The organism is Bradyrhizobium sp. 45 (genome assembly GCF_023073155.1).
GTDB lineage: Bacteria > Pseudomonadota > Alphaproteobacteria > Rhizobiales > Xanthobacteraceae > Bradyrhizobium > Bradyrhizobium canariense_D.
Window position 1 is genome coordinate 1 of record NZ_JADPIX010000131.1, and the last position, 21,285, is coordinate 21,285.

Genomic DNA, 21,285 nt, shown 5'->3' on the forward strand with positions numbered 1-21,285 from the left:
GACGAAGACCTCGCCGCTGGTCACATAGCGCGTCTCGACAACCATGGCTTTCCGCCGGTCTCGCCCGCTGGGTAGCCTACGGCTAACGGCCAAGGAGTCGCTCGGGGTTGTTCTTCACGCCGCGCTGGTAAGCTCACGGATCGGGTCGACAATCTGCTCGGGCTGGTACGGCTTCGGGATAAATGTCGCCCTCGCCACCCAGACGGATAAGCACGTTTATCGCGCGCTTGATCCCATGTTCGGCGAGAAGTTTCGGCGTTCGGAAGACGAATCACTTGCTCCAATGGTTGGACATCCCCGAGTGACCTGTCTGATAGGCAAAGGCGACGGGCGATCCAATATCGGCACCGAGAGTCACATGATCTACAGTCCCAGCCGGCCAGCCGATCCCGGCACGCACGATCAAACGCCTTTCAGCAGAGATATTCGAGAACCTTGGCGTATGAGCATCCCAGACCGCGGGCACTGAGTTCGACCGGCTCTGTAGTGTAGCGGCACCAAAATCCTTGAGGATAGCCTGTTCGGGTAGCATCTTCGGAGAGACGATGGCCATACACGATGGCCAGAGCGCACCGCATCAACTGCCTGACCGATGACACTCAACAACGCTCCTGCCCCCTCTTGGTTCCCCCATGCAATCAGCCGCGTGGATCGGAAGCCGCAAACCCCGACGAAGCCAAACCAAGGGGCAGCGCGTTCGTCTCCTCAAGACCTTGATTTGCCGCCTCATACAAATAGACCGGGGCACCCGTTCGCACGACTAGCTAATCACGTAACGGCCGGAACGGCATCGATACCAGCTCCGATGCGTCCGGATCCGCTGACGCCGCCGATAAGCCGTAGTATTATGAAAGACATGATGAGGTGGGGCCGAGCTCGATTGGAACAAGAATGAACGCCGAGCAGCTGGCTGAGAAATTCCGACAGAAATTATCCGCAGCGGTCGCCGAAAAAGAGAGGCAGGCGATCATCGCCGCAGAAAACAAGGACAAGCGAACCGCCGATATCGAGCACTGCAAGCAGGCGATGGAGCGCGAAGTCATACCTTTTCTGGAGGAGCTGAAGCATCATTTCGGGGAGGAGCAGTTCTCCTTCGCTCCGCAGATTGAGCGCAACGACCACCGCCCAGTCGGGGTTTCTTTCACAATCGGCAATGGTCCTCCGACCAGCATCTCAACTGCATTCGGCAACATCGTCGTAACTCGCATCGGTGACAGCGGAACCAAGAAGGGTATCCCTTTCGTTTTTACCCCTGATGTCGAGCCCTACATTTCTAACTCCGGTGATCTGACGCGAGCCAAAATAGCGAAGCTGGTCGAGATGGTGATCGAGGAGTAAAGGACTGCCAACACAGCCTGAACGGTAAGATCTCCACCGGCAACGGCCGCCGCAACATCTGAGGTTGAAGACATGTCCGATTCCAGCAGTCATTCCGATCAAGAACGGCGCATCCGAGAGCGGGCCTACCATCTTTGGGCACTTGAGGGGCGCCAGGAGGGGCGAGCCGAAGAATACTGGCACCGGGCTGTAGAGCAGCTGGAGGCCGACACACACGCGGCCTATCCGCCGGTTGCTTCCAGGGGACACCGGACTTGATCTCCTCGGCGCCGATGTCAGGCCGGGCAGCGAGCCCACCATAACCGGTGTCGTCCTGCCCGCATGAAGACGCGCCGCCGTTCTGGCCGATCGCGGGGCTGTTACGTCCGCCGTACCGAACTGAACTCGTGTTGCTTGATGGTCCAGCAGGATGGCCGCCGTGTGCGACAATGGGCACCGCGCGGCAAGACGATGCAGGCTTTGGGTGCCAGCTCCGTGTTCGCTTGACCTGTGGATGCGCGCCGTGGGGAAGGCATGATCGGAGCGGCTGCTTTCAGCGCCACGGGCAACCGGATGCTGGGCGACTTCACCGGCGCTGTTTCGCTGCGAGCGTTTGGGGACGAGTCGAGCGGTCCAACCATGCTCTAGAGCGTTTCATTGCTTAATTGAATCGGAGGGGATTCCGGTTTCTGGCGGTTTGTGATTCAAGATGCTGACTGGATTGGAGGCCAGCATCGGATGACCCGACCTCTTTCCCTGGATCTTCGCGAGCGAGTGGTGGCGTCGGTTTTGGCGGGCGAGAGCTGCCGGTCTGTGGCGGAACGGTTTGGTGTTGCGGTCTCGTCGGTTGTGAAGTGGTCACAGCGGCAGCGGGCGACCGGCTCGGTTGCGCCCGGCAAGATGGGCGGTCACCGCAAGCCTGTGCTTGATCCGCACCGCGCCTTCATCGTCGAGCGGATTACTCAGACGCCGCACCTGACGCTACATGCTTTGAAAGCGGAACTGGCAGCCCGCGGGGTCAAGGTCTCCCACAATGCGGTCTGGCTGTTCCTGCGCCGGGAAGGGCTTCGGTTCAAAAAAAACACTGTTCGCCCTCGAACAGGCTCGCGCCGACGTCTCTCGTAGGCACCGGCGCTGGCGATCCTGGCAGGCCGGGCTCGACCCGGGCCGGCTCGTCTTCATCGATGAGACCTGGATCAAGACCAACATGGCCCCTTTGCGGGGCTGGGGGCCCAAAGGCGCCCGCCTGCGCGGCTTCGCGCCGCACGGTCACTGGCGCACCCTCACGTTCCTCGGCGCGCTCCGCCACGACCAACTCACGGCACCCTGCGTCTTCGACGGCTCGATCAACGGCGAATGCTTCCGCGCTTATGTAGAGCACCTTCTCCTGCCAACTCTGCGCGAAGGCGACATCGTCATTCTCGACAATCTTGGAAGCCACAAGTCGAAAGCTGTCAGGCAAATGATCCAGGCTGCCGGCGCCAGGCTCTGGTACCTGCCGCCATACTCGCCCGACCTCAACCCGATCGAACAGGCCTTCGCCAAGATCAAGCACTGGATGCGGCAAGCTCAGAAGCGCACCATCGAGGACACTTGGCGACACATCGGTCACCTCGCCCAGGACATCCAGCCTCGTGAATGCGCCAACTACTTCGCTAACGCCGGTTACGCTTCAGTCAAAAAGTGAATCGCTCTAGTCGACTACCGCAATAATGGTTTCTTGAAGCGAGCTTAGGGGAATGTTGATGTCGCAAACGACTCCGGTTGACTCGAACAGCAATCGAGCTTCGCCTTTAAGCTGACCGGGCAAAGCCGTCTGAATGAAACGGCTACCAAAATTCTTTTTGGCTGGTTCGACAACCGGCGGTCCACCGCGTTCGCGCCATTCAAGATGAAAGCGTTGGTTTTCCGCGTCAATCGACCAAGTGATGGCGACCCGTCCCTCAGCAACTGAGAGCGCGCCATATTTCAACGCATTGGTGCTTAGCTCGTGAATTATCATAGACAACGCGACCGCAGGTCCTGAAGACACGGCGACGTTGTTCCCCTCAATAGTGAATTGCTCGAAGCCTTTGGTCTGAAATGCTTTGATCGCGTTCTCGATCAGCGTTCGGCAACCCGCCCCGGTCCAGCTTTCTTGGATCAAGAGATCATGAGATACGCCGAGCGCGCTCATCCGCTCGGCGATGGTCTTGGCCGCCGCGTCAATAGATGAAGCATCGCGTAGGCTTTGAGCCGCAATCGCGGATGCAATCGCGAGCATGTTCTTTACGCGATGGTGGAGTTCCCCGATAAGAACGGTTTGTAGTTTTGCGGCAGCCACGTGGGCGTTGGCTTCAACGCCTGCCTTCAAAAGGAGCTCGCGAAGCACGTCGTTTTCGTTTTCAACTTCTCGCATGCGCTGATCGGCCCCGCTTGAAGCATTCATTCCATGTCACTCCGGCGAACGGTACTTGGACGACAATATCCGACAAACTTCAATAGATCCAAGGTTGGTCTATATTCGGGAGCCGACGGAACCCTTCCATCATCAAGCGGTTAGCATGCATCATCGCATCATTGCAGGCATCCCGGTGATTGGAGCCCTTTAGAGGCTCACGCCATGGGAGGGGTCATGCAGTCACGGCTCGTGGTGCTTGTCGTTGAAGATGAGCCATTGTTGATGATGATGGCTGCTGAGGTAATTACCGAGTTAGGCTTCGAGGTCATCGAAGCGCGGCACGCTGGGCGTTGATCTCGACGACGACGTCGTGCCTCGCGCAAGCGCGCAGCACCTTTTCGACATCGATTTCGTAGCCTAGCCGCCGCTTGAGCTGGCGCCCGGTCATATGGCCGATGATGGTGGTGTGAGGATCGGAGACGGCGCGCAGCAGCCGCTGCGTCTGCGCCTTGCGGTCGAGTTTGAAGCGGCCATGGATGCTTGCGACCACGAAGTCGAAGCGCTGCAGCACGTCGTCCGCATAGTCCAGCGAGCCGTCGGCCAGAATGTCTGACTCGATGCCTTTGAGGATCCGGAAATCCTTGCCGAAGCGCTTGTTCAACCGGTCGGCGTCCCGGTGCTGCTGCCTGATCTCTTCCTCCCAGAGACCGCCCGCGTAGTGCGCGGACTTGGAGTGGTCGGCGACGCCGAAATATTCAAAACCGCGCTGGCGCGTGGCCTTGGCCATCGTCTCCAGGGTCTCCGTGCCGTCGGAGGCATCGGTGTGGCAATGAAGGATTCCGCGCAAGTCCTTGTCGGTGACGAGCTTCGGCAGCTTGCCCTTCTGAGCCAGTTCGACCTCTCCGCGCCCCTCCCGCAGTTCAGGATCGATGAACGGCAGGTCGAGGGCGCTATAGATCTGGGCCTCGTCGCCGCCGATCAGGGTGCGACCCTTGTGCAACCCGTCGCTCTCCAGTCGCATTCCTTTCTCGCTGGCTATCGCCCGGAGCTGCTCGATGTGAGCGGCAGAGCCGGTGGCGAAGAGAAGGGCGACGCCGAAGTGTTTGCGATCGGACAGGCGGATCTGCAATCCGTCCGTCGCGGAGGCCTTCGATGTCTTGTCGGCCTTGGAAGCCTCCGCAACAATCGTGAGGTCGCCCACTAATTCGCAGCCGCGGCGGAAGTCGCCTGCGATCGTCACCCGCTTGAGCTCCGGCCGGACCTTGCGAAGCGAATCCTTGGCGTGCGAGAGCAGGGCGGCCGCACGGTGCAGATGGAGGCGACCTTTTCCGCTTTTCGCGATGGCCAGGTTCTGCAGAATTTTGGTCTGCAGCGCCGCGCCGAGGCCTTTGGCCTTCTTGATGCGGTCGTCCTTGGCGGCAGCCTCCAACTCGGCGAGCGAAGTGATGCCGAGATCCTTGTATAGACGCAGCACCTTCTCGGGGCGGAGGCCGGGCACCGACAGCATCTCGAGCACACCCTCGGGAAACTCCTTGCGCAGCTTTTCAAGGCTCGGATGAGTGCCGCACTTGTAAAGCTTGGTAATGATGTCGGCGATCGCCTCGCCGACACCGGGGATTTCGGTCAGTCGGTCTTCGGCGATGAGCACGTCCAGAGGGACGGCAAGGGCTGCCAAGCTGTCAGCGGCCCGAGAATAGGCTTTTGCCCGGTAGGGGTTGCCGCCACGCAAGGCGGTGCGCTGCGCATATTCCCGCAGCAGGCTTGCTACACCACGAGTGTCGAGGGAGGCCATTTAACTAGCCTCCCGTCCCGCGTCCTGCGACCTCGGCGGACCAAAGCCACTCCCAGTGCCCGAGCCTTCGCCTGGCGGACGGTCGAGAGACCTTTCAAGCTTCTGAGCTGCCCGGAAGTCCTCAAGGTGCTCCACATTCGGGGCGTAAGCGGCCTCTTTCTTGAGGAGATTATAGATCCGCCCGGCCAGCAGCTGCAGATGCTTCACCCTGCCGTGCGGCATAGATCGGGCCTTACACAGAGCGCGGACAGCGTAAGCCCGGAAGTAGTCGAATGCGTCTGACATAATGTCGATAACGCCTGGTCTCCCCCTATAGTTCGGTTGCTGGCCTCGGCCCTGCTGAGAGGCCCCCCCAAAGTCTTCGCACATTCGCTTGAGAACGGATGCTGCACCTTCCCGCCGGCCGATTTCGCCTGGTCCTCAATCTCGCCAGCCGAGTCGGCTCGACCCAATGTCTAGGAACGAAACGCAGCAGCGTGGCTTGGTCGCTAAAGGAGCCGCGCCATGAAACGCTCTGGCATTGCACTTGTCTTAGCTCTCGTCATCCCTTGCGCAGCATTTGCCCAAGGTGGGGGCGGAGGCGGCGGCGGTGCCGGCGGATCTGCCGGTGGAAGCGCTGGCGGTGCGTCGTCGTCTCCAGGTGCAGGGGGTTCGACTGCAGGGGGCTCGACTGCAGCATCTCCGTCCGCTACAGGAGCCGCAGGCGCTGCGAACTCGGGCGGAACGGCAAGCCCGTCGGCAACTGCCCCGAATGCAAATACCAATCCAACCACCGGCACCACCAATGCGATAACCGGTATCGCCAATGGTACTCCTACTCCTCAATCAGGGCTCAATCAGGGAGCGGTCAATGGAAACAGCACAAATGCCGCAAGCCCCGGCACCAATGCTGCCGGAACCGCAGCTTCATCCGGAACGCCTGCTGCCAATACCCAAGGGGCCGCCGCGGGCGGCATCGGTCGGCCGACGACCACTGATCAACACGATAGTGACGCCAAGATCGATCAGGAGAACAGCAAAGTCGACCAGACCGTGAAAAAGATATGCAAAAACTGCTAAAGCATCGACGACAGAGGTGATGGGCCACAGAAGCTTCGGCGTCAGGCGCGGCAAAGCGAGGAGGCCCCAGGCCTGTTCGGGTGCATTAAGGGGTCTCAAAAGGGTCAGCTTCCCTCCACTCGCGCGCTCGCACACTAAGCCGGAGCTCAGCCTACCGTCGGCGGTGAAAAGCGATTCGCAAGCAGCAGCAACATTGGTTCGCGACCGCCCGGCTCCGAACGGTCAGACCTCACGTTTTCGGACTTGGCTGCGGCGTAGGTGCGGCTTGAGGAGTTTGAGGAGGTGTTGGATCGCTCTGCTGCTGAGGCGCCGCGGGGTCGCCGCCCGCATGAGGAACGCACGTACCGATATTGCTGAGCAGGCGTTTGGCCTGGAGGTCGCGCACCTTTGAGTATTCGCGTCTTCGCTCGATATTGGCCGCGGCCCATCGGTCCCAGACCTCGAAGGCGTCGGTGTAGTGTTTCCGCATCTGCTCCTCGGCGGCAAGGCAATCGGCGAATTTGTCGAACACCAGGTCGGTGTTGACCGGTGTCATGCCTCCTACCAGGACAACGAGCATCCATTTCATCTTGCCGATCACCTTTCACACCGGGCATTCACCGCTAACGCAAAGAATTCCGTTCACGGTGGTTAGATGGCCCGGCGGCTGCGACCGGCCACAAAACCGTAGACGAGAAGCACGATGATGGCGCCTACCACCGCCCCCACTAGTCCTGCGCCTTCTCCGGGCCGATACCAGCCGAGAGCCTGACCAAGATAGGTCGCAACGAACGCGCCTACTATTCCCAGGATCGTGGTCAGGATGAAACCCGAGGGCTCGTTGTCGCCAGGCATGATGAACTTCGCGATGACGCCTGCGATGAAACCGATGATGATCGTCCAGATGATGCTCATATCTTTTCTCGAGTCTTGAGGAGTGTTATCCCGCGGATTGCGCCGGAAGGCGTCCGTCCGGCGTGTATTTGTCCACGGCCGTCGGAAGTTCTCGCGACAAGCGGTCGAGGATCTCCTGCTGCGACAGGCCGGTCTGCTGCTCCAGCTTTTGAAGAACATCCGGACCGATAGCCTGCTGGAGTTCGGGCGGGGTGACTTCGCGGTTTGGCCCCTGATTGATCCAGGATTGAGCCGCGTCGCCCTGTCCGTTCTGCTTGAAGTGCTCGAGCAATTCGCCGATCCCGCCATTCAGCAGCGAACCCACGCCACCGCCTCCCACAAGGCCACCAAGATTGCCGAGCATGCCGCTCAGGGAATCCTTGGCACCCGCCGGCTGACCGGAGGTAGCATTGCGAAACATGTCCGCCAGCTTGTCCCTATTTTGGTAACCGGCGATTGCGAGCATACCCAGGAGGGCGGTCATCGATGGCATTCCGCGGCTCATTTTCGGCTCCTGAGTTCGATGATCGTCGTGAAGAAAATGGCGGCCCGCCTGGTGTGCGGGCCGCCGGTTATTCATCGCATTCCGGTGCCGTAGAGTTGGCGCTCTCTGCGGACCTCCTCCGCGCCGTAAGGTTTGGCGGAGGGATCGTAGCTCTTCCACCCGGCCTTCTGCCAGGCTGCGCTTCGGTCGCGCAAATTGACGGCGGACTGGTTCAGGATCGCTTCGTATCGCGCGCGGTCCGCATCCGGCACACGAGCCGAAACCAGCGTGCCGCCGCGCCTCACACCTTCGGCGTAGAGTGGTGCTTCCTCGTCGGATACGCCAGCCTGCGTCAACGCCCCGACGACTCCGCCCGTCGCGCCGCCGGCAACGGCGCCGAGCGCGGTGGACGCGAGCCATCCGGCCGCCACTACCGGACCGAGGCCGGGGATAGCCAACAAACCAAGGCCCGCGAGCAAGCCGGCCGCGCCACCAAGACCTGCGCCGAGGCCCGCTCCCGTAGCCGCGCCTTCCGCCCGATCGTCAACCCCATCGCGATCGCGATCGACCTTCTTGTCGGTGCTGTACCAGTTGTCCGAATTGTTCGCGACGATGCTCAAATCCGAATGCGGCACGCCCGCGGCCTCCAGGCTCGTCACCGCGCGCTGCGCATCGGAATAGTTGTCGTAGAGACGTGAAATCGTAATCGTCATCTTGAATCCCTCTAAATCTTCGCTGCTGCGCGAAATTATTTGGCCGCGTTGACGTTGCCCTGGAAATCCAGGCTCACATTGGATGAGGCGCCGCCTTTACTGGCCTTTCCGCGCCAAACGCCGTTGTCGTCCTTCTTCAGCGATGTGACGTTCGTGTAGCCCGCGTCCTCGATCTTGGATTTGGCCTGGCCCTCGGTGAAGCTGTTGGCGCCTGCAACCGGCTTGCTGGAATTGTTCTGGCCAGAACTGTTGACCGCATTATTATTGGGCCGATCGGCAGCCGGCGGCTTTTGCGCAAACGACGGGCCGGCGAGTAGCGAGGCCGCCGTCAGCAGAAGAAGAAATTTATTGTTCATGTCGTCCTCCAATAGTGGCACGGCACAACAGGTGCTGGTCCGAGAAGTTCCAATTTTTCCCGGTCCGGTCGGCTTGGGTGGAAGGGTCCTCAGGAGAACTACAAGATGGCAGCTGGCGCCGTCGCGTACTGCGCGAGGTCTGCGTCCTCGCCTCATGACGCCGAACAGTGCTGCCTCTTGACGACATCATTCGTTTGGTTCGACTTGGCGCGACCACTCTTGGAAAGCATCGAAGCAGCCGCGACAGGAGGTGCTGGATACACCTGTCGAGTTACGCCGATGCAGGCCGGTCCATCCCGGTTGCCGCCCGCCGTCGCGCTCGGATAGAGGGACCGTTGCGGAACCTGCGAATCCTTACAACGTTGCACTGCCATTAGATTCGCAGAAGGAGGACTTGATGGCAGCCGCGAAGAAGAAGACTGCGCGAGGACGTAAGCAGGACCGGGCGCGCGTCGCAGGCGGGCAGAAGCACGAAGTCGGCTATGAGGCGAAGAAGACCGGACGGTCCGCGCCCGCGGTCAAGAAGGCGGTCAAGAAAGTAGGCAATTCCCGTAAGCGGGTCGAGAAGCGTCTCGGGCGCTGATGCGCAGGCGGCAGCTTCTTCCCGAGCTGCCGGCCTCAGATCCGGCTGGAGAAGCGCGTGAAAGCGGTCAGCGTCTGCAGCCGCGGCTCCACGTCGCGGAGATAGATCTCTGACCGGAGAAATGCGAGCTCCGCGTCGAGCGCGGACTCGCAGACGTCGACGTACCAGGACCTTGGCCGACCGTCCGTGCCGTCGCTCCAGCGATAGCCGCGCCGCTTCAGCGAATCCTTTAGTTCGAACGGCGACTGTTCGGCCCAGATCCGGATGGTCTTCTGTCGTGCGGTCTCGAGCAGGACGGCGAGCGCGGGCGCGCCGGTCGTTGGTAGGTCGAAGTCCAAGATCTCGAGCAGCGCGGACAGTCGTCAACCGCGCGGTGCGCCTGGTGAAAATAGCCGGCGCCATTCAGAAGGTAGCCGAGCTTCGCTCCATCGAAGCCGTGCTGCCGCCACTGGACCTCGGTCGCGGAACATGCCCACGCCTTGCGCTCGAAGACGGGCCAGTAGCGTTCGGAAAACTTCCGATCGAATCCACGTTATGCGCGATGACCAGGACCACGGAATCATCGACGAAGGCGTTCACGGCGGCCTCGTCGATGCTGTGGCCGGCCACCATTTCGTCGGTGATGCCGGTAAGCGCCGTGATCTCGGCCGGGATCGGCTCGGACGGCTCATTGAAGGCGGAGAACGTGTCCCTGACATCAATGATGCGCCCGTCCGGCGTGTAGCCGAACTTGACCATGCCGAGTTCGATGACTTCGTCCTTGCGGTGGTCGAGGCCGGTGTTTCGGTATCGAGCAGGATGCCGACCTCGTTTCCTGTCCGGAGACCGCCATCGACCTCGGACGCGGCACCAGGCGCCGGAGGACCCGGTAGTCACCCGATCGGCCTAACGCCTCGGCCATCGCGGCCAGATCCGCTGCGTTTTGAAACATCTCTTCTCATGGTGAGGCGACCAGGTAGGCCCTGAGCCCCTACAATACGGGGCGAGCCGGTCACGAGATATCTGAAAGACAAGCAATTCACGGGCTTTTCGGGAGTGTCGGTGCAGTTGGATCCCGTCGCGGGAGGCTCGCGCAAGGGCCTCGATCGCGAGCGCTCCGGAGGTCCGCGCCTATGAATGGGGGCGGATCGGGGCCGGCATCTCCGGACGGCTAGACAGGATCCCCATATGGCGCCGACCCCGGATTGCTACGGTCCCACCGGTGCGTGATCGTTTACGATCTTCAACTATATTTGTATCCATGGATCTCGAGTACGACCCCAAGCGCGAGGCCGTCGCGGCGATGAAGCTTGCCGCCGAAGCCAACGGCCCAGAGCGGCAGAGATGGATCACCGCCGCGCTGGCGTGGTCAGAACTCACTCGCCTCCGGGGGGCTGTCGAAGAAGCGTCGCCTAAGCGGCAGCTCGTTGCCGGTGCAAGGCGCAGCGCCTTCCCCTACCCCCTCTCAGGCTGCTAGGCCCTCGTTCAGGCGAAGTGCGATGCCGCACCCGTCTACGACCTCAAATCCTCGCTGGTGAGGCTAAAATCACCGGCAGAGGCCCTCCCGCCAGGCCGCCGGGTGCGCAGAAAGGATTCTGCAATGCGCTTGAGCAGACTGCGACGGCGACCGCTGCGCAACCCGATCGGTCGAAACTTGGCCGACGGCCCCCTGCGGCCCTTCGAGCCGTAGGTCCTTCGCTGCGCGCCGACTTTGCCTCAAGCAGTGGAGCGGGCTCGGCCGGATACGGTTGATGTGGCGGGCCCGCGCGAATGCACGGCCTGCGTGGCTCCGCCCTCAAGCCCCCCAGCCCCCAAAAGACGGGGCCACGCTCATTCTCGCCCCTGCAGAATTTTTCGTTGACCGTAACTTGCGTCCGGCCGGGCGGTTTCGGACAGAATGCTGCTTTCGCTGGGGGAGACCTCCAATATTCCATGCTGAAACCACCGCGTTTTTACGCGCAGTCCTCGACGAGGTGTGCGAGAGCGTGTCACGCTACGAGAGCTCTGCCCGCACCACTCGCGTCCATGATCCTCGAAGGCCAGCAGGGCGAGACATCGGTCGACAGGCTGGAGCAGATCGGCGGGAGTGTACTTGCGAGGCCCCGAGAGTGCGGAATTATGTGCTCTGAAGCGGAGCAGCGTGGCCAGAGCCGCCCCGGGCTCTAACTGAGGTGCGTACGCATTAAGCGGCTAGACCTCTGATGTCCGGTTTGCCGTCAGCATCTGCCGAAGAGCGGATCGCCTCAGAGGCCACAGATGGGTCGGAAGCCGACCAACTTAGGAACAGAAAGGACCGACCAAGGAATTGGGGGCGGCGCGCCTGCAAGGTGCCGACCACGTTTTCATGGCGCTTCCAGCACCATATTGAACGGACCCTGGGTGGCGCGACGGACCTGACGGAAGCCACCTTCCTTCAGCACCTCGGTGAGCTTTGCCTCTCCGGCCTGAGCGCCGAGTGCTTCGCGGACTTCTTGGGCCATCGAGGTCGGCACGCAGATCATCGTCGATGCATTATAGTAGAGACGGCTGACCGGATTGCCGACGTTGTCGGCCGGATCATCCGCGGCAATCGGCTCGACGATCATCCAGGAACCACCGGGCTTAAGCATGCTCCGCACATACCTGGCGCACCCCCGGGGATCACCCCATAGAGAACAAGATGGTTTCACAGTCAACTGATGTAAGAAAAATGGGGCACAAAGTTCTGCATGCCCCATATTTCTTACATCCCCGGAATCCTTCGATGGCCGACCCCGCCGAGCAACCCGTCGACCAGGCCGCCGAGCTGGAGGCCGCCGTCGCCCAGGAGATCGAGGCCTGCGGCGGCGATCCGGTCGGCGCGGTGCGCGCTGATTGTCGCGAACAGCATGCTCGAGCAGGAGTTGTCCGATGTCTACGCCAAGGCGTCGCATGGTTTCCTACACGGCCGGCGCGTGCCGAAGCGCAAGGCTCGATGACCGCAGAAAAAGGTGAACCCGCGCAGAAAAAACCGAACCCCGCATAGCGCCGGCGGAAAAAGCTGAACTGGGCGCCGAGGTGGAGAAATCCGCATCCGCGGCACCGCAGGTGTAGGAGGTCGCATCGGCCTCGGCGCAAATCCTTGGGTACAGAAGTGGGTACGGAGGCGTTTTCTGCTCGCCGGCGGCGAGCAAAAGGCCTGGCGCGATATCCGGCAAGGCCTTCAAATCTAACATGGAAAGGTTGGTAGCGGGAGAGGGACTCGAACCCCCGACCCCAGGATTATGATTCCGGTGGTCTAACCATCGGCTGCTTGTGCCAAATGTTTTGCACGCGATGGCTGTGAAAACGGCGCAATCTCCATTCTCTCGACCCAAGGGATAATGTTGATGGTCTGTGGCTCGAGATGGCCGGTGAGCACCTCCAGCTTCATGATGAACTCGAACAAGGTGTCGAGTTCATGGGGCTCGCAGTAGCGCTCGCTGGTTTCGCTGTCGCCGCCGTGCCCGAGGAGATCCGCGCGGTCCTCTTTCGTCAGCAGCTTCTTCTTCAATTGCGCGCCGAAGAGATGGCGCACGGCATGCGCGCCCAGCCCCTCTTCGGTGATTTTGGCTTCCGCGAGGATCGGCTTGAACAGTTTGTAGAAGCGGTTGCCGAGCGGCGACCGGCTGCTGGGAGAGTACAGGTCGGGGAAGAGCAGCTTGTATCCGAGCGCCCTGATCTTCCTGACATAGTCGAGGAAACCCAACCGGATCAGCTCCGGATGGAGGGGAATGTTTCGTTTCGATTGGGGGTTCTTGATGCGCCGCTGCTCGTTGGCCGCGATGTGGATGTACGGTTTGCACCCCTCGCGATCGAAGATGATATCGTCCACCATCGCGCCGCAAAGCTCCTCGCGCCTCGCCCCCGAGTAGTAGATGAGGATCGGAACGAAATAGAGCGCACAGTGGAAGATCTGGGCGGCCCCCTGCTCGCCCCACTTCCCGAGATCGTCCCAGCCGGCGCAGTTGATGAACGGCGGCGTCTGGAAGATCGCTTTCGCGCTGTCGATGGGCAGCTTGCGCCTCTCGTCGCGAGCGCGCTTGTTCTTGCTGCGGTTCTTTGCACGCAGCTTGGTCAGATCGATCGCTTCCAGGCTCTTCACGCCGCGCGCCGTGGCGTGGTCGAAGATCTGGCCAAGGAAGGTCGCATGGCGATTGATCGTACCGCCGCTGATCCCGCGCTTGGCCTGCACGACGGATCGCCCCTTCTCGCGTAGCTGCTCGATCGTCAGTTGCTCATCACGCGCCGATTTGCCGTAGTGTTTGTAGATGTCGAAGCGGAGGAAATCGACGAACTTGCCGACGTGTTCCTGGCGCAGCAGGCTGAGATCGAGAATGCGCTGATCCTGAACCATGAACTTGACAAACAGGTTTGCGATGCTCTTGGCCTGCCGTTGCGTCTTGTCGTCCCAGTGTTCGTCCGCGCGATTCTGCTGGGCAACGCGATCCGCCAATTGCGCGAACTCGGCCATGGGAATGAACTGCGGGATCGTCGGAGCGTCGACCTCCGGTGGATCGGTGGGACGAGCCACCGGACGATTCACGATAGACGGAGGCGGCTTCGGTGGATCGCTCTTTGCGAGCATCATGCGATCCACCAGTCCGTCATCCTCGATCCTCACACCACCGTAGCGCCGGTCGGACTGGGCCAGCGCCAGCTTCATCCCCCGAAGATAGGTCCCCTGGGCCACAGCAAGATTCATGGCGGTCGGCGTGGCGGCCACGCCCTCGATCATGCCCCGCAGGATGTAGTGCTTCGTCGGGACGAGGTCGTTGACGCGGAGCATGGCCAAGTGGTCCTGGACGGCCCCGATGTCGGCTTCGGAGAGCCCGCCGGCGGTCATGCGCTCGCGATCTTCCTCGCGCACCACGGCAGTGACGCCCTGGGCGTCCAACAGCGCGTAGGCCCAATAGGCCCTCCAGTCGTCGGCTCTCGCCTGCCCGAGATCAAACCCGGGCGAGCTCTTGGCCGCGAAGGCGACACGGTCGAGCTTGGCCAGATGCCCGTCGACGACGGCATGGAGCATTGTCTCGATTTGAGACTTCGTCAGATGCGGGTCGGGGCCGTCGGCGAGCATCGCAACATCGTCCAAGGTCAGGTTGAGCTGGTTGGCCAGGCGACGGGCGACAGCGCGGCTCGTCGTCCGAAGGCTCATAGAAACATGCGGGCGGCCATAGCGAATGGCAAGCGCTCGGGGGGTTCGGCGGCGCCAGTAGTAGACGGCTTCGCGCCGAAAGATGTGGAAAGCCATTGCGAGCGACACCCTGTGCAGCAGTGATGTGTCGCAGCGCTGTGCAGCAGCGCCCCAGCCAGGCCAGTTTCGTCAGGAATTTCAGGGGAAGCGGGGCTCCTGGCTGGGGCGGGAGGGATCGAACCTCCGAATGGCGGAATCAAAATCCGCTGCCTTACCACTTGGCTACGCCCCATCAGGCCCTCGGGAAACGGCGGCGACAGGAGCGTCCGCGGATTCCCTCGAGTGGTGCCGGTCTATAGGGAGAGGCGCGGCATTTCAACCGCCCGGAGGGGCAAAATACCACAGGCGCCGGTGGCGCCGCGCCATGCCTTACAGGAGCGCTACGCCAGCCCGTTGCCGACGGGCGTTCCGCCACCCCTCCTGACAGTTGAGACCTCCCCCGTTTCATGGGAATACGGCGCCAAGAACTGTCCACGGGAGTGAGCCATGACCTACCGCGCGCCGATCTCTGACATGCTGCTGTCGCTCAACCACGGCGCCGGCCTGAAAGCTGCCATGGAGGCCGGCCATTACGGCGATTTCGACGGCGATATCGTGAGCGCCGTGCTGGAGGAAGCCGGCAAGTTCGCAACCGACGTGCTGGCGCCGCTCAACAAAGTCGGCGACGAGCACGGCATCAAGCTCAGCGACGGCAAGGTCACGACCGCGCCGGGCTGGCCGGATGCCTACAAGCGCTGGACCGAGGGCGGCTGGAACGCGGTCTCGGGCCCCGAGGATTTCGGCGGCCAGGGCCTGCCGCTCGCGATCAACGCCGCCTGCACCGAGATCTGGAGCGCCGCCAACGTCGCCTTCGGCCTCTGCCCGCTGCTGACGGCGTCGGCGATGGAGGCGCTGGACGCGCATGGCAGCGACGAGCTGAAGAAAATCTATCTCGAGAAGCTCGTCTCCGGCGAATGGACCGGCACGATGCAGCTGACCGAGCCGCAGGCCGGCTCCGATGTCGGCGCGTTGCGCACCCGCGCCGAGAAGCAGGCCGACGGCACCTATCGCATCAAGGGGACGAAGATCTTCATCACCTACGGCGAGCACGACATGACCGACAACATCGTGCATTTCGTGCTGGCGCGCCTGCCGGACGCGCCCGCAGGGACCAAGGGGATATCGCTGTTCCTCGTGCCGAAATTCATGGTCAACGAAGACGGCTCGCTGGGTGCGCGCAATGACATCTTTGCCTCCGGCGTCGAGCACAAGCTCGGCATGCATGCCTCCCCCACCTGCACCATGACCATGGGCGATCATGGCGGCGCGATCGGCTTCCTGGTCGGCGAAGAGAACCAGGGCATGCGCTGCATGTTCACGATGATGAACCAGGCCCGCCTCGGCGTCGGCCTCGAAGGCGTCGGTGTTGCCGACCGTGCCTATCAGCAGGCATTGTCGTACGCACAAGAGCGCAAGCAGGGCCGCGCCCTCGGCAACAAGGGTGACGGTTCCGATGCGATCTTCGTGCATCCCGACGTCAAGCGCATGCTGATGCGGATGCGGGCGCAGACCGCTGCGGCGCGCACCATCTGCTATGCGACCGCGGTGGCGATCGACGTCTCGACGCGTGCCAGGGATCCGAAGGTCCGCGCCGACGCTGCAGCGCGTGCGGCATTGCTGACGCCGATGGCCAAGGGCTATTCGACCGACATCGGCAACGAGGTCGCCTATCTCGGCGTGCAGGTGCATGGCGGCATGGGCTTCATCGAGGAGACCGGCGCGGCGCAGCACTATCGCGATGCCCGCATCACCGCGATCTACGAGGGCACCAACGGCATCCAGGCCATCGACCTCGTCACGCGAAAGCTCGCGGCCAACGGCGGCGCGTCGGTGTGGGCGCTGCTCGACGAACTCTCCGCAATCGTGAAGCAGGTCGAAGCCTCCAACGATCCCGCCTTCGGCACCACGGGCGTGAAATTGCGTGAGGCACTGGAGGCGCTGACGCGCACCAGCAAATGGCTGCTGGAGCGGCTTCCTTCCGCGCCGAACGAGGCGCTGGCCGGCGCGACGCCGTATCTGCAACAGTTCGGCGCCACGCTCGGCGGCTGCATGCTGGCGTCTGAAGCGCTCGCCGCGAAATCCGACGGCATCGCGGACGCCGGGCGCTACGTCTCGCTGGCGCGCTTCTTCGCCGAGAACATCGCCGTGCAGGCCGGCGCGCTCGAGCGCACCGTGACGGAGAGTGCGGAGTCGGTCGCGGCAGCGGATGCGGTGCTGTTGGGGTAGCTGGGACGCGTAGCCCGGATGGAGCGCAGCGCAATCCGGGGCCATCATTGCTGGTGACACGAATTCCGGATTGCGCTGCGCTCCATCCGGGCTACGAAGCCGCAAGCTTCGTACGTCGCCCCGGCCGCCATAGTACGACGCTCGCCGCCACCACGTCGAGCACCACGCACATCGCAAACGCGCTCGTGTAGTCGCCGGTTACGCTGCGCACGAGACCGACGATGCCGGGGCCGAAGGCGCTGACGATGCCGCTGATCGAGGTGCCCAGCCCCATCGCAGCGGCGAAGGCGCTCGCGCCGATCTCCCGCTGGATGATCAAGGGCGGAAACGTGATCATGTTGCCGATCGAGAAACCGTAGACGGCGCAGCACACGAGCAGCACGGTCGGATTCGTGCTTTGCAGAAGCACGAACAGCGCCGCCGCCTGGCTCGTCATCGATGCCGCGCAGGCGAGCCGCGGATCGAGCCGGTCCACGAACAGGCCGAGCGAGAGGCGCCCGACCACCGCCATCGCCGCCATGACGGTGACGGCAAGGCCCGCACTGGCGCGGCCGATCAGCGGTTCGAGGAACGTCACCTGATGGATGATGAATCCCATCTGCGCCAGCAGCGCGACCGCGATCGGCAGCACCATGGTCCAGAACGCCGCGTTGGCGAGCAGCGTCTTGCGTGAGTGAACCGAAGGCAAGGCAGTGCCGCCAGTGGATGAATTCCCACCCGACGTCGGCGGCATTTCGGTTCGCCACCCGGTGAAGATGACCACCACCGGCAGCACCAGCACCACCATCGCCAGCGTGGCCGCCAGCATCGCGGAACGAAAGCCGATGCTGCCGATCAGCGACAGCAGCAGCGGCACGAGCACGATGCCCCCGCAGGTCGCGCCGTTGTAGGCGAGGCTGAGCGCGAGCCCGCGGCGCCGTTCGAACCAGGAGTTCAGCACGGTCGCGATCACCACCGTGCCCATGCCGGTCCAGCCGACCGACATCAGCGCATAAGCGAGATAGAGCTGCCACGGCGTCTGCAGCAGCGCCAGCAGCACCGTCGAAGCGCCGAGCGCCGACAGGCCGCACAGGATCAGCGACCGCAGCCCGATGCGGGCGAGCAGATCGTCGGTGAAGATGACGAGGACGGCAGTCAGGAGAAAGGAGAAGGTGCTGGCCGCGGAGACCAGCGTGCCCGGCCAGCCATGGGCGCGCTGCAGTTCCGCGAGATAGACGCCCTGACCGTACAGGCCGAAGCCGAACATGAAGAAAGCCATCAGGAAGCAGGCCAGCACGACGCGCCAGCCGCGATAGTGCAGCGAGGATTCGTCAACACGAGTGGCGGCAATCATCAATCGGGCAATCGGCCAAATGGAACGGCGCGAGGCGATCGTGCACCACAACCAGTGGTTTTTCAATCGAAAATGGCGGTTGATCATTGCAACGCGGAACACGGCGGCGAGCGTGATGCGCCCGTCTCGGGCGAATTCGGTCTCCAAAAGGTCGCGCTAGCGCATTGGCACGCCTGCAAGATGATGTAGGCTGACGTTTCGCGAGTCTAGCAATGTCAGTATCGCGGCGACCGCAGGGGCCCCTCATGCCGAATGGCAATATCGTCGTCAGCGAAGAGCGCGGAACGCGCGTGATCACCCTGCGCCGCCCGAGCAAGAAGAACGCGATCACGCAGGACATGTATCGGGAGATGAGCCGCGCGATCGACACCGCGCAGAACAATCCCGACATCCGCTGCATGATCATCACCGGGGGCTCCGGCGTGTTCACCGCCGGCGACGACATCGACGATTTCATGCACGCCGACACGTCGCGCCCCGAGACGCTGTCCGACGGCGCCAAGTTTCTCTATTCGCTAGCTCTCAACGCCAAGCCGGTGATCGCGGCCGTGGACGGCGCGTCGATCGGCATGGGCACCGTGATGCTGTTCCATTGCGACTATGTGCTGGCCTCGAACGCGGCGACCTTCTCCGCGCCCTACATCCATCTCGGGCTCGTGCCGGTCGGCGCGTCCAGCCTCTTGATGCCGAACACGATGGGCTACCAGCGCGCCTTCGCCATGCTGGTGATGGGACGGACTTTTACGGCCGCGGAAGCGCATGCCGCCGGCTTCGTCAACACCGTGGTCTCGCCGGGTCATACCGAGGTCGAGGCACGCAAGGTGGCGCGCGATATCTGCCGGCTTCCCGCCGAAGCGGTCGCGATCTCGCGCAAACTGCTCCGCGTCGCATCCGAGGAGCTCACCCGCCGCATCGATCAGGAGGCCCATCTGTTCGGCGAGCGGCTGAAGTCGGAAGAAGCCACCGCCGCGTTCAACGCGTTTATGAACAGGAAGAAGCGGTAGGCTGTCTTCCCTCTCCCATGGCGGGAGAGCCTGGCTCGCCGCAAAGCGGCGAGACGGGTGACGGGTTCTATCCGCGAGTCGAACTCACATTTGAATTTGCGGAGACACCCCCTCATCCGGCGCTTCGCGACACCTTCTCCAGAAGGAGAAGGAAGAAAGCTTCGTGAAATCTTCGTGCGGAACGACTAGTCTGGTTTCATGCAACATGTTCTCCGGCTGACCGTCTTCTCGCTCGCGCTCGCCGCCCTGCCCGCGTCCGCCCAAACCGCCGCACCCGTCGAGCTGCGCATCCTGGCGATCAACGATTTCCACGGCAATCTGCGCCCGCCGCCGGGCGGCATCCGGATCAGCGATCCCGAGGACAAGGCCAGGAAGGTGATGGTGGCGGCCGGCGGTGCCGAATACATGGCGACGCTGGTGAAGCAGCTGCGCGAGGGCCACAAGAACACGATCTTCGTCGCCGCCGGCGACCTGATCGGCGCGAGCCCGTTCCTGTCGGCCATGTTCCACGACGAACCTTCGATCGAGTCGCTCTCGATGATGGGGCTCGCGATCAGCTCGGTCGGCAATCACGAATTCGACGAAGGCAAGACCGAGCTCCTGCGGATGCAGAACGGGGGCTGTCATCCCGTCGACGGCTGTCAGGGGCCGCATTCCTTTACGGGCGCCAGATTCCGCTATCTAGCGGCGTCCACCATCGAGACGGCGACGGGCAAGAGCGTGCTGCCGCCTTACGAGATCAGGGAATTCGAAGGCATCCCCATCGCCTTCATCGGGCTGACCTTGAAGGAGACCGCGGGCATCGTCTCGCCATCGGGCGTCACGGGCCTCGAATTCCGCGACGAAGCCGAGACGGTGAATGCGCTGGTGCCGCAGCTGAAGGCGCGCGGGGTCGAGGCGATCGTGGTGCTGATCCACCAGGGCGGCGAGCCGGCTGGCGACTACAACGAATGCCCTGCCATCACGGGGCCGATTGTCGACATCGTGAAAAAATTCGATCCCGCCGTCGACGTCGTCGTCAGCGGCCACACCCATCGTGCTTATGTCTGCGATATTGACGGGCGGCTCGTCACCAGCGGCGACAAATACGGTACCCTGGTTACCGCGATCGACCTCAAGCTCGATCCGGCAACGCGCGACATCGTCAGCGCCAGGGCCGAGAACGTCCTCGTCGCCAATGCCTCGCTGCCTAGGGATCCCGAGCAGACCGCATTGATCGACGCTTACGACAGGCTTTCGGCGCCGATCGCCAATCGCCCGGCTGGATCGGTGACGCAGACGCTGTCACGCGTGCCGAACGAGGCCGGCGAAAGCCCGCTCGGTGACGTCATTGCGGACGCGCAGCTGGCCGCGACCAGGGACGCCAAGGACGGCAGCGCCGTCATCGCGCTCACCAATCCCGGCGGCATCCGCACCGACATCGTGCCAAAGGAGAACGGCGCGATCACCTTCGGCGACGTTTTCGCCAGCCAGCCGTTCCGCAACCGGCTCGTCACCATGACGCTCACGGGCAGCCAGCTCAAGGACATGCTGGAGCAGCAATGGCTCGATCCGAAGCGGCCGAGGATTCTCCAGGTCTCGAACGGGTTCAGTTACGCCTGGGATGCGGCGAAGCCATACGGCGAGCGCGTGATCAACGAGAAGATGACGCTCAATGGCAGGTTGATCGAAGCCGGAAGCGGCTACCGCGTCACCCTCAACGATTACCTCGCAGTCGGGGGCGACGGGTTTACGGTCGCCAAACAAGGCACGGGGCCGCAATATGGCGGCTACGACGCTGACGCGCTGTTCGCGTTCTTCCGGGCGCACGGACCGATCGGACCGCTGCCGCTGAGCCGCATCCTGCGCGTGAATTGATCCGGATCAAACAGGCCGCTCCGGGACACCCTTTGCCATTCCCGGGGGAACGCATAGATTGGGTTTTGCATTTGCGTTTTGGCGCCGGATGCGCCA

The 21,285-nt window shown here is 62.6% G+C and carries 20 protein-coding genes, 1 tRNA gene and 1 pseudogene; 8 read left to right on the forward strand and 14 right to left on the reverse strand.

Annotated elements, in window-relative coordinates; genetic code table 11:
• Positions 1-891: 891 nt before the first annotated feature.
• Together IVB42_RS29240 and IVB42_RS29245 are read left to right on the forward strand one after the other, a co-directional pair.
• The gene (locus IVB42_RS29240; protein ID WP_247396485.1) at positions 892-1,338 is read left to right on the forward strand and encodes a hypothetical protein; all 447 of its coding nucleotides are present in this window, start codon (positions 892-894) and stop codon (positions 1,336-1,338) included.
• Between the two features lie 717 nt (positions 1,339-2,055).
• A protein-coding gene (locus tag IVB42_RS29245) for an IS630 family transposase (RefSeq protein ID WP_247396561.1) occupies positions 2,056-3,004 on the forward strand; the annotation gives its coding sequence in 2 pieces (ribosomal slippage) (positions 2,056-2,391 and positions 2,393-3,004; 948 coding nt in all).
• Between the two features lie 6 nt (positions 3,005-3,010).
• On the opposite strand, the gene IVB42_RS29250 is transcribed toward IVB42_RS29245, so the two are convergent.
• The 8 genes from IVB42_RS29250 to IVB42_RS29285 form a co-directional block, all read right to left on the reverse strand.
• The gene (locus IVB42_RS29250; RefSeq protein WP_018455627.1) at positions 3,011-3,745 is read right to left on the reverse strand and encodes a sensor histidine kinase; all 735 of its coding nucleotides are present in this window, start codon (positions 3,743-3,745) and stop codon (positions 3,011-3,013) included.
• Between the two features lie 277 nt (positions 3,746-4,022).
• Complete coding sequence (locus IVB42_RS29255) at positions 4,023-5,489, reverse strand: helix-hairpin-helix domain-containing protein (RefSeq protein ID WP_247396487.1); 1,467 nt, start codon at positions 5,487-5,489, stop codon at positions 4,023-4,025.
• Positions 5,490-6,395: 906 nt separating this feature from the next.
• The gene (locus IVB42_RS29260; protein ID WP_247392910.1) at positions 6,396-6,602 is read right to left on the reverse strand and encodes a hypothetical protein; all 207 of its coding nucleotides are present in this window, start codon (positions 6,600-6,602) and stop codon (positions 6,396-6,398) included.
• 175 nt (positions 6,603-6,777) lie between these two features.
• The gene (locus tag IVB42_RS29265; protein ID WP_249803189.1) at positions 6,778-7,116 is read right to left on the reverse strand and encodes a hypothetical protein; all 339 of its coding nucleotides are present in this window, start codon (positions 7,114-7,116) and stop codon (positions 6,778-6,780) included.
• A gap of 62 nt (positions 7,117-7,178) precedes the next feature.
• Positions 7,179-7,442: a GlsB/YeaQ/YmgE family stress response membrane protein gene (locus IVB42_RS29270; RefSeq protein WP_247392912.1), complete on the reverse strand. Its 264-nt coding sequence runs from the start codon at positions 7,440-7,442 to the stop codon at positions 7,179-7,181.
• Positions 7,443-7,467: 25 nt separating this feature from the next.
• On the reverse strand, positions 7,468-7,926 hold the full coding sequence (locus IVB42_RS29275) for a YidB family protein (RefSeq protein WP_231190556.1): 459 nt from the start codon (positions 7,924-7,926) through the stop codon (positions 7,468-7,470).
• Between the two features lie 71 nt (positions 7,927-7,997).
• Positions 7,998-8,618, reverse strand: coding sequence for a general stress protein (locus IVB42_RS29280; protein WP_247392913.1), 621 nt, complete (start codon positions 8,616-8,618; stop codon positions 7,998-8,000).
• Positions 8,619-8,653: 35 nt separating this feature from the next.
• On the reverse strand, positions 8,654-8,974 hold the full coding sequence (locus IVB42_RS29285) for a PepSY domain-containing protein (RefSeq protein WP_204513968.1): 321 nt from the start codon (positions 8,972-8,974) through the stop codon (positions 8,654-8,656).
• A 397-nt stretch (positions 8,975-9,371) separates the two neighbouring features.
• On the opposite strand from IVB42_RS29285, the gene IVB42_RS29290 reads away from it, so the two are divergent.
• Positions 9,372-9,557, forward strand: a complete 186-nt coding sequence (locus tag IVB42_RS29290; RefSeq protein ID WP_106946902.1) for a DUF3606 domain-containing protein — start codon at positions 9,372-9,374, stop codon at positions 9,555-9,557.
• Between the two features lie 35 nt (positions 9,558-9,592).
• Here IVB42_RS29290 and IVB42_RS42370 read toward each other — a convergent pair whose 3' ends face one another.
• The 3 genes and pseudogenes from IVB42_RS42370 to IVB42_RS29305 all read right to left on the reverse strand — a co-directional run.
• Positions 9,593-9,895: a hypothetical protein gene (locus tag IVB42_RS42370; protein WP_346659088.1), complete on the reverse strand. Its 303-nt coding sequence runs from the start codon at positions 9,893-9,895 to the stop codon at positions 9,593-9,595.
• A gap of 64 nt (positions 9,896-9,959) precedes the next feature.
• Positions 9,960-10,295, reverse strand: coding sequence for a hypothetical protein (locus IVB42_RS42375; RefSeq protein WP_346659089.1), 336 nt, complete (start codon positions 10,293-10,295; stop codon positions 9,960-9,962).
• Positions 10,296-11,878: 1,583 nt separating this feature from the next.
• A pseudogene (locus IVB42_RS29305) lies at positions 11,879-12,181 on the reverse strand (SAM-dependent methyltransferase); the annotation flags it as partial.
• 98 nt (positions 12,182-12,279) lie between these two features.
• On the opposite strand from IVB42_RS29305, the gene IVB42_RS29310 reads away from it, so the two are divergent.
• A complete protein-coding gene (locus IVB42_RS29310; protein ID WP_247392914.1) occupies positions 12,280-12,540 on the forward strand; it encodes a hypothetical protein in 261 nt (86 codons plus the stop codon).
• A 252-nt stretch (positions 12,541-12,792) separates the two neighbouring features.
• On the opposite strand, the gene IVB42_RS29315 is transcribed toward IVB42_RS29310, so the two are convergent.
• Complete coding sequence (locus tag IVB42_RS29315; RefSeq protein WP_247392915.1) at positions 12,793-14,430, reverse strand: tyrosine-type recombinase/integrase; 1,638 nt, start codon at positions 14,428-14,430, stop codon at positions 12,793-12,795.
• Between the two features lie 105 nt (positions 14,431-14,535).
• Between IVB42_RS29315 and IVB42_RS29320 the strand changes: the two genes are divergently transcribed.
• Positions 14,536-14,814 (forward strand): hypothetical protein, encoded by a 279-nt coding sequence (locus tag IVB42_RS29320; protein WP_247392916.1) that lies wholly within the window; start codon positions 14,536-14,538, stop codon positions 14,812-14,814.
• Between the two features lie 73 nt (positions 14,815-14,887).
• Here the strand turns inward: IVB42_RS29320 and IVB42_RS29325 are convergent.
• Positions 14,888-14,962: transfer RNA gene (locus IVB42_RS29325), tRNA-Gln, on the reverse strand.
• 254 nt (positions 14,963-15,216) lie between these two features.
• Here IVB42_RS29325 and IVB42_RS29330 point away from each other — a divergent pair.
• Entirely contained in the window at positions 15,217-16,995 is a 1,779-nt protein-coding gene (locus IVB42_RS29330) for an acyl-CoA dehydrogenase (protein WP_085352538.1), read from the forward strand.
• Positions 16,996-17,086: 91 nt separating this feature from the next.
• On the opposite strand, the gene IVB42_RS29335 is transcribed toward IVB42_RS29330, so the two are convergent.
• A complete protein-coding gene (locus IVB42_RS29335) occupies positions 17,087-18,328 on the reverse strand; it encodes an MFS transporter (RefSeq protein WP_247392917.1) in 1,242 nt (413 codons plus the stop codon).
• Positions 18,329-18,573: 245 nt separating this feature from the next.
• Here IVB42_RS29335 and IVB42_RS29340 point away from each other — a divergent pair, with 245 nt between their 5' ends.
• Together IVB42_RS29340 and IVB42_RS29345 are read left to right on the forward strand one after the other, a co-directional pair.
• On the forward strand, positions 18,574-19,332 hold the full coding sequence (locus IVB42_RS29340; RefSeq protein WP_018456264.1) for an enoyl-CoA hydratase-related protein: 759 nt from the start codon (positions 18,574-18,576) through the stop codon (positions 19,330-19,332).
• A 198-nt stretch (positions 19,333-19,530) separates the two neighbouring features.
• Positions 19,531-21,189 carry a bifunctional metallophosphatase/5'-nucleotidase gene (locus tag IVB42_RS29345; protein WP_247391574.1) on the forward strand — a complete coding sequence of 553 codons (1,659 nt, stop codon included), beginning with the start codon at positions 19,531-19,533 and terminating at the stop codon, positions 21,187-21,189.
• Positions 21,190-21,285: the final 96 nt, after the last annotated feature.

Excerpts from the sequence above, each read along its gene's own strand:
- IVB42_RS29240 (WP_247396485.1), top strand. The coding sequence starts at position 892 with ATGAACGCCGAGCAGCTGGCTGAGAAATTCCGACAGAAATTATCCGCA.
- IVB42_RS29250 (WP_018455627.1), bottom strand. The coding sequence starts at position 3,745 with ATGAATGCTTCAAGCGGGGCCGATCAGCGCATGCGAGAAGTTGAAAAC.
- IVB42_RS29255 (WP_247396487.1), bottom strand. The coding sequence starts at position 5,489 with ATGGCCTCCCTCGACACTCGTGGTGTAGCAAGCCTGCTGCGGGAATAT.
- IVB42_RS29265 (WP_249803189.1), bottom strand. The coding sequence starts at position 7,116 with ATGAAATGGATGCTCGTTGTCCTGGTAGGAGGCATGACACCGGTCAAC.
- IVB42_RS29270 (WP_247392912.1), bottom strand. The coding sequence starts at position 7,442 with ATGAGCATCATCTGGACGATCATCATCGGTTTCATCGCAGGCGTCATC.
- IVB42_RS29275 (WP_231190556.1), bottom strand. The coding sequence starts at position 7,926 with ATGAGCCGCGGAATGCCATCGATGACCGCCCTCCTGGGTATGCTCGCA.
- IVB42_RS29280 (WP_247392913.1), bottom strand. The coding sequence starts at position 8,618 with ATGACGATTACGATTTCACGTCTCTACGACAACTATTCCGATGCGCAG.
- IVB42_RS29285 (WP_204513968.1), bottom strand. The coding sequence starts at position 8,974 with ATGAACAATAAATTTCTTCTTCTGCTGACGGCGGCCTCGCTACTCGCC.
- IVB42_RS29290 (WP_106946902.1), top strand. The coding sequence starts at position 9,372 with ATGGCAGCCGCGAAGAAGAAGACTGCGCGAGGACGTAAGCAGGACCGG.
- IVB42_RS42375 (WP_346659089.1), bottom strand. The coding sequence starts at position 10,295 with ATGGTCAAGTTCGGCTACACGCCGGACGGGCGCATCATTGATGTCAGG.
- IVB42_RS29310 (WP_247392914.1), top strand. The coding sequence starts at position 12,280 with ATGGCCGACCCCGCCGAGCAACCCGTCGACCAGGCCGCCGAGCTGGAG.
- IVB42_RS29320 (WP_247392916.1), top strand. The coding sequence starts at position 14,536 with ATGCCCGTCGACGACGGCATGGAGCATTGTCTCGATTTGAGACTTCGT.
- IVB42_RS29330 (WP_085352538.1), top strand. The coding sequence starts at position 15,217 with ATGACCTACCGCGCGCCGATCTCTGACATGCTGCTGTCGCTCAACCAC.
- IVB42_RS29335 (WP_247392917.1), bottom strand. The coding sequence starts at position 18,328 with ATGATTGCCGCCACTCGTGTTGACGAATCCTCGCTGCACTATCGCGGC.
- IVB42_RS29340 (WP_018456264.1), top strand. The coding sequence starts at position 18,574 with ATGCCGAATGGCAATATCGTCGTCAGCGAAGAGCGCGGAACGCGCGTG.
- IVB42_RS29345 (WP_247391574.1), top strand. The coding sequence starts at position 19,531 with ATGCAACATGTTCTCCGGCTGACCGTCTTCTCGCTCGCGCTCGCCGCC.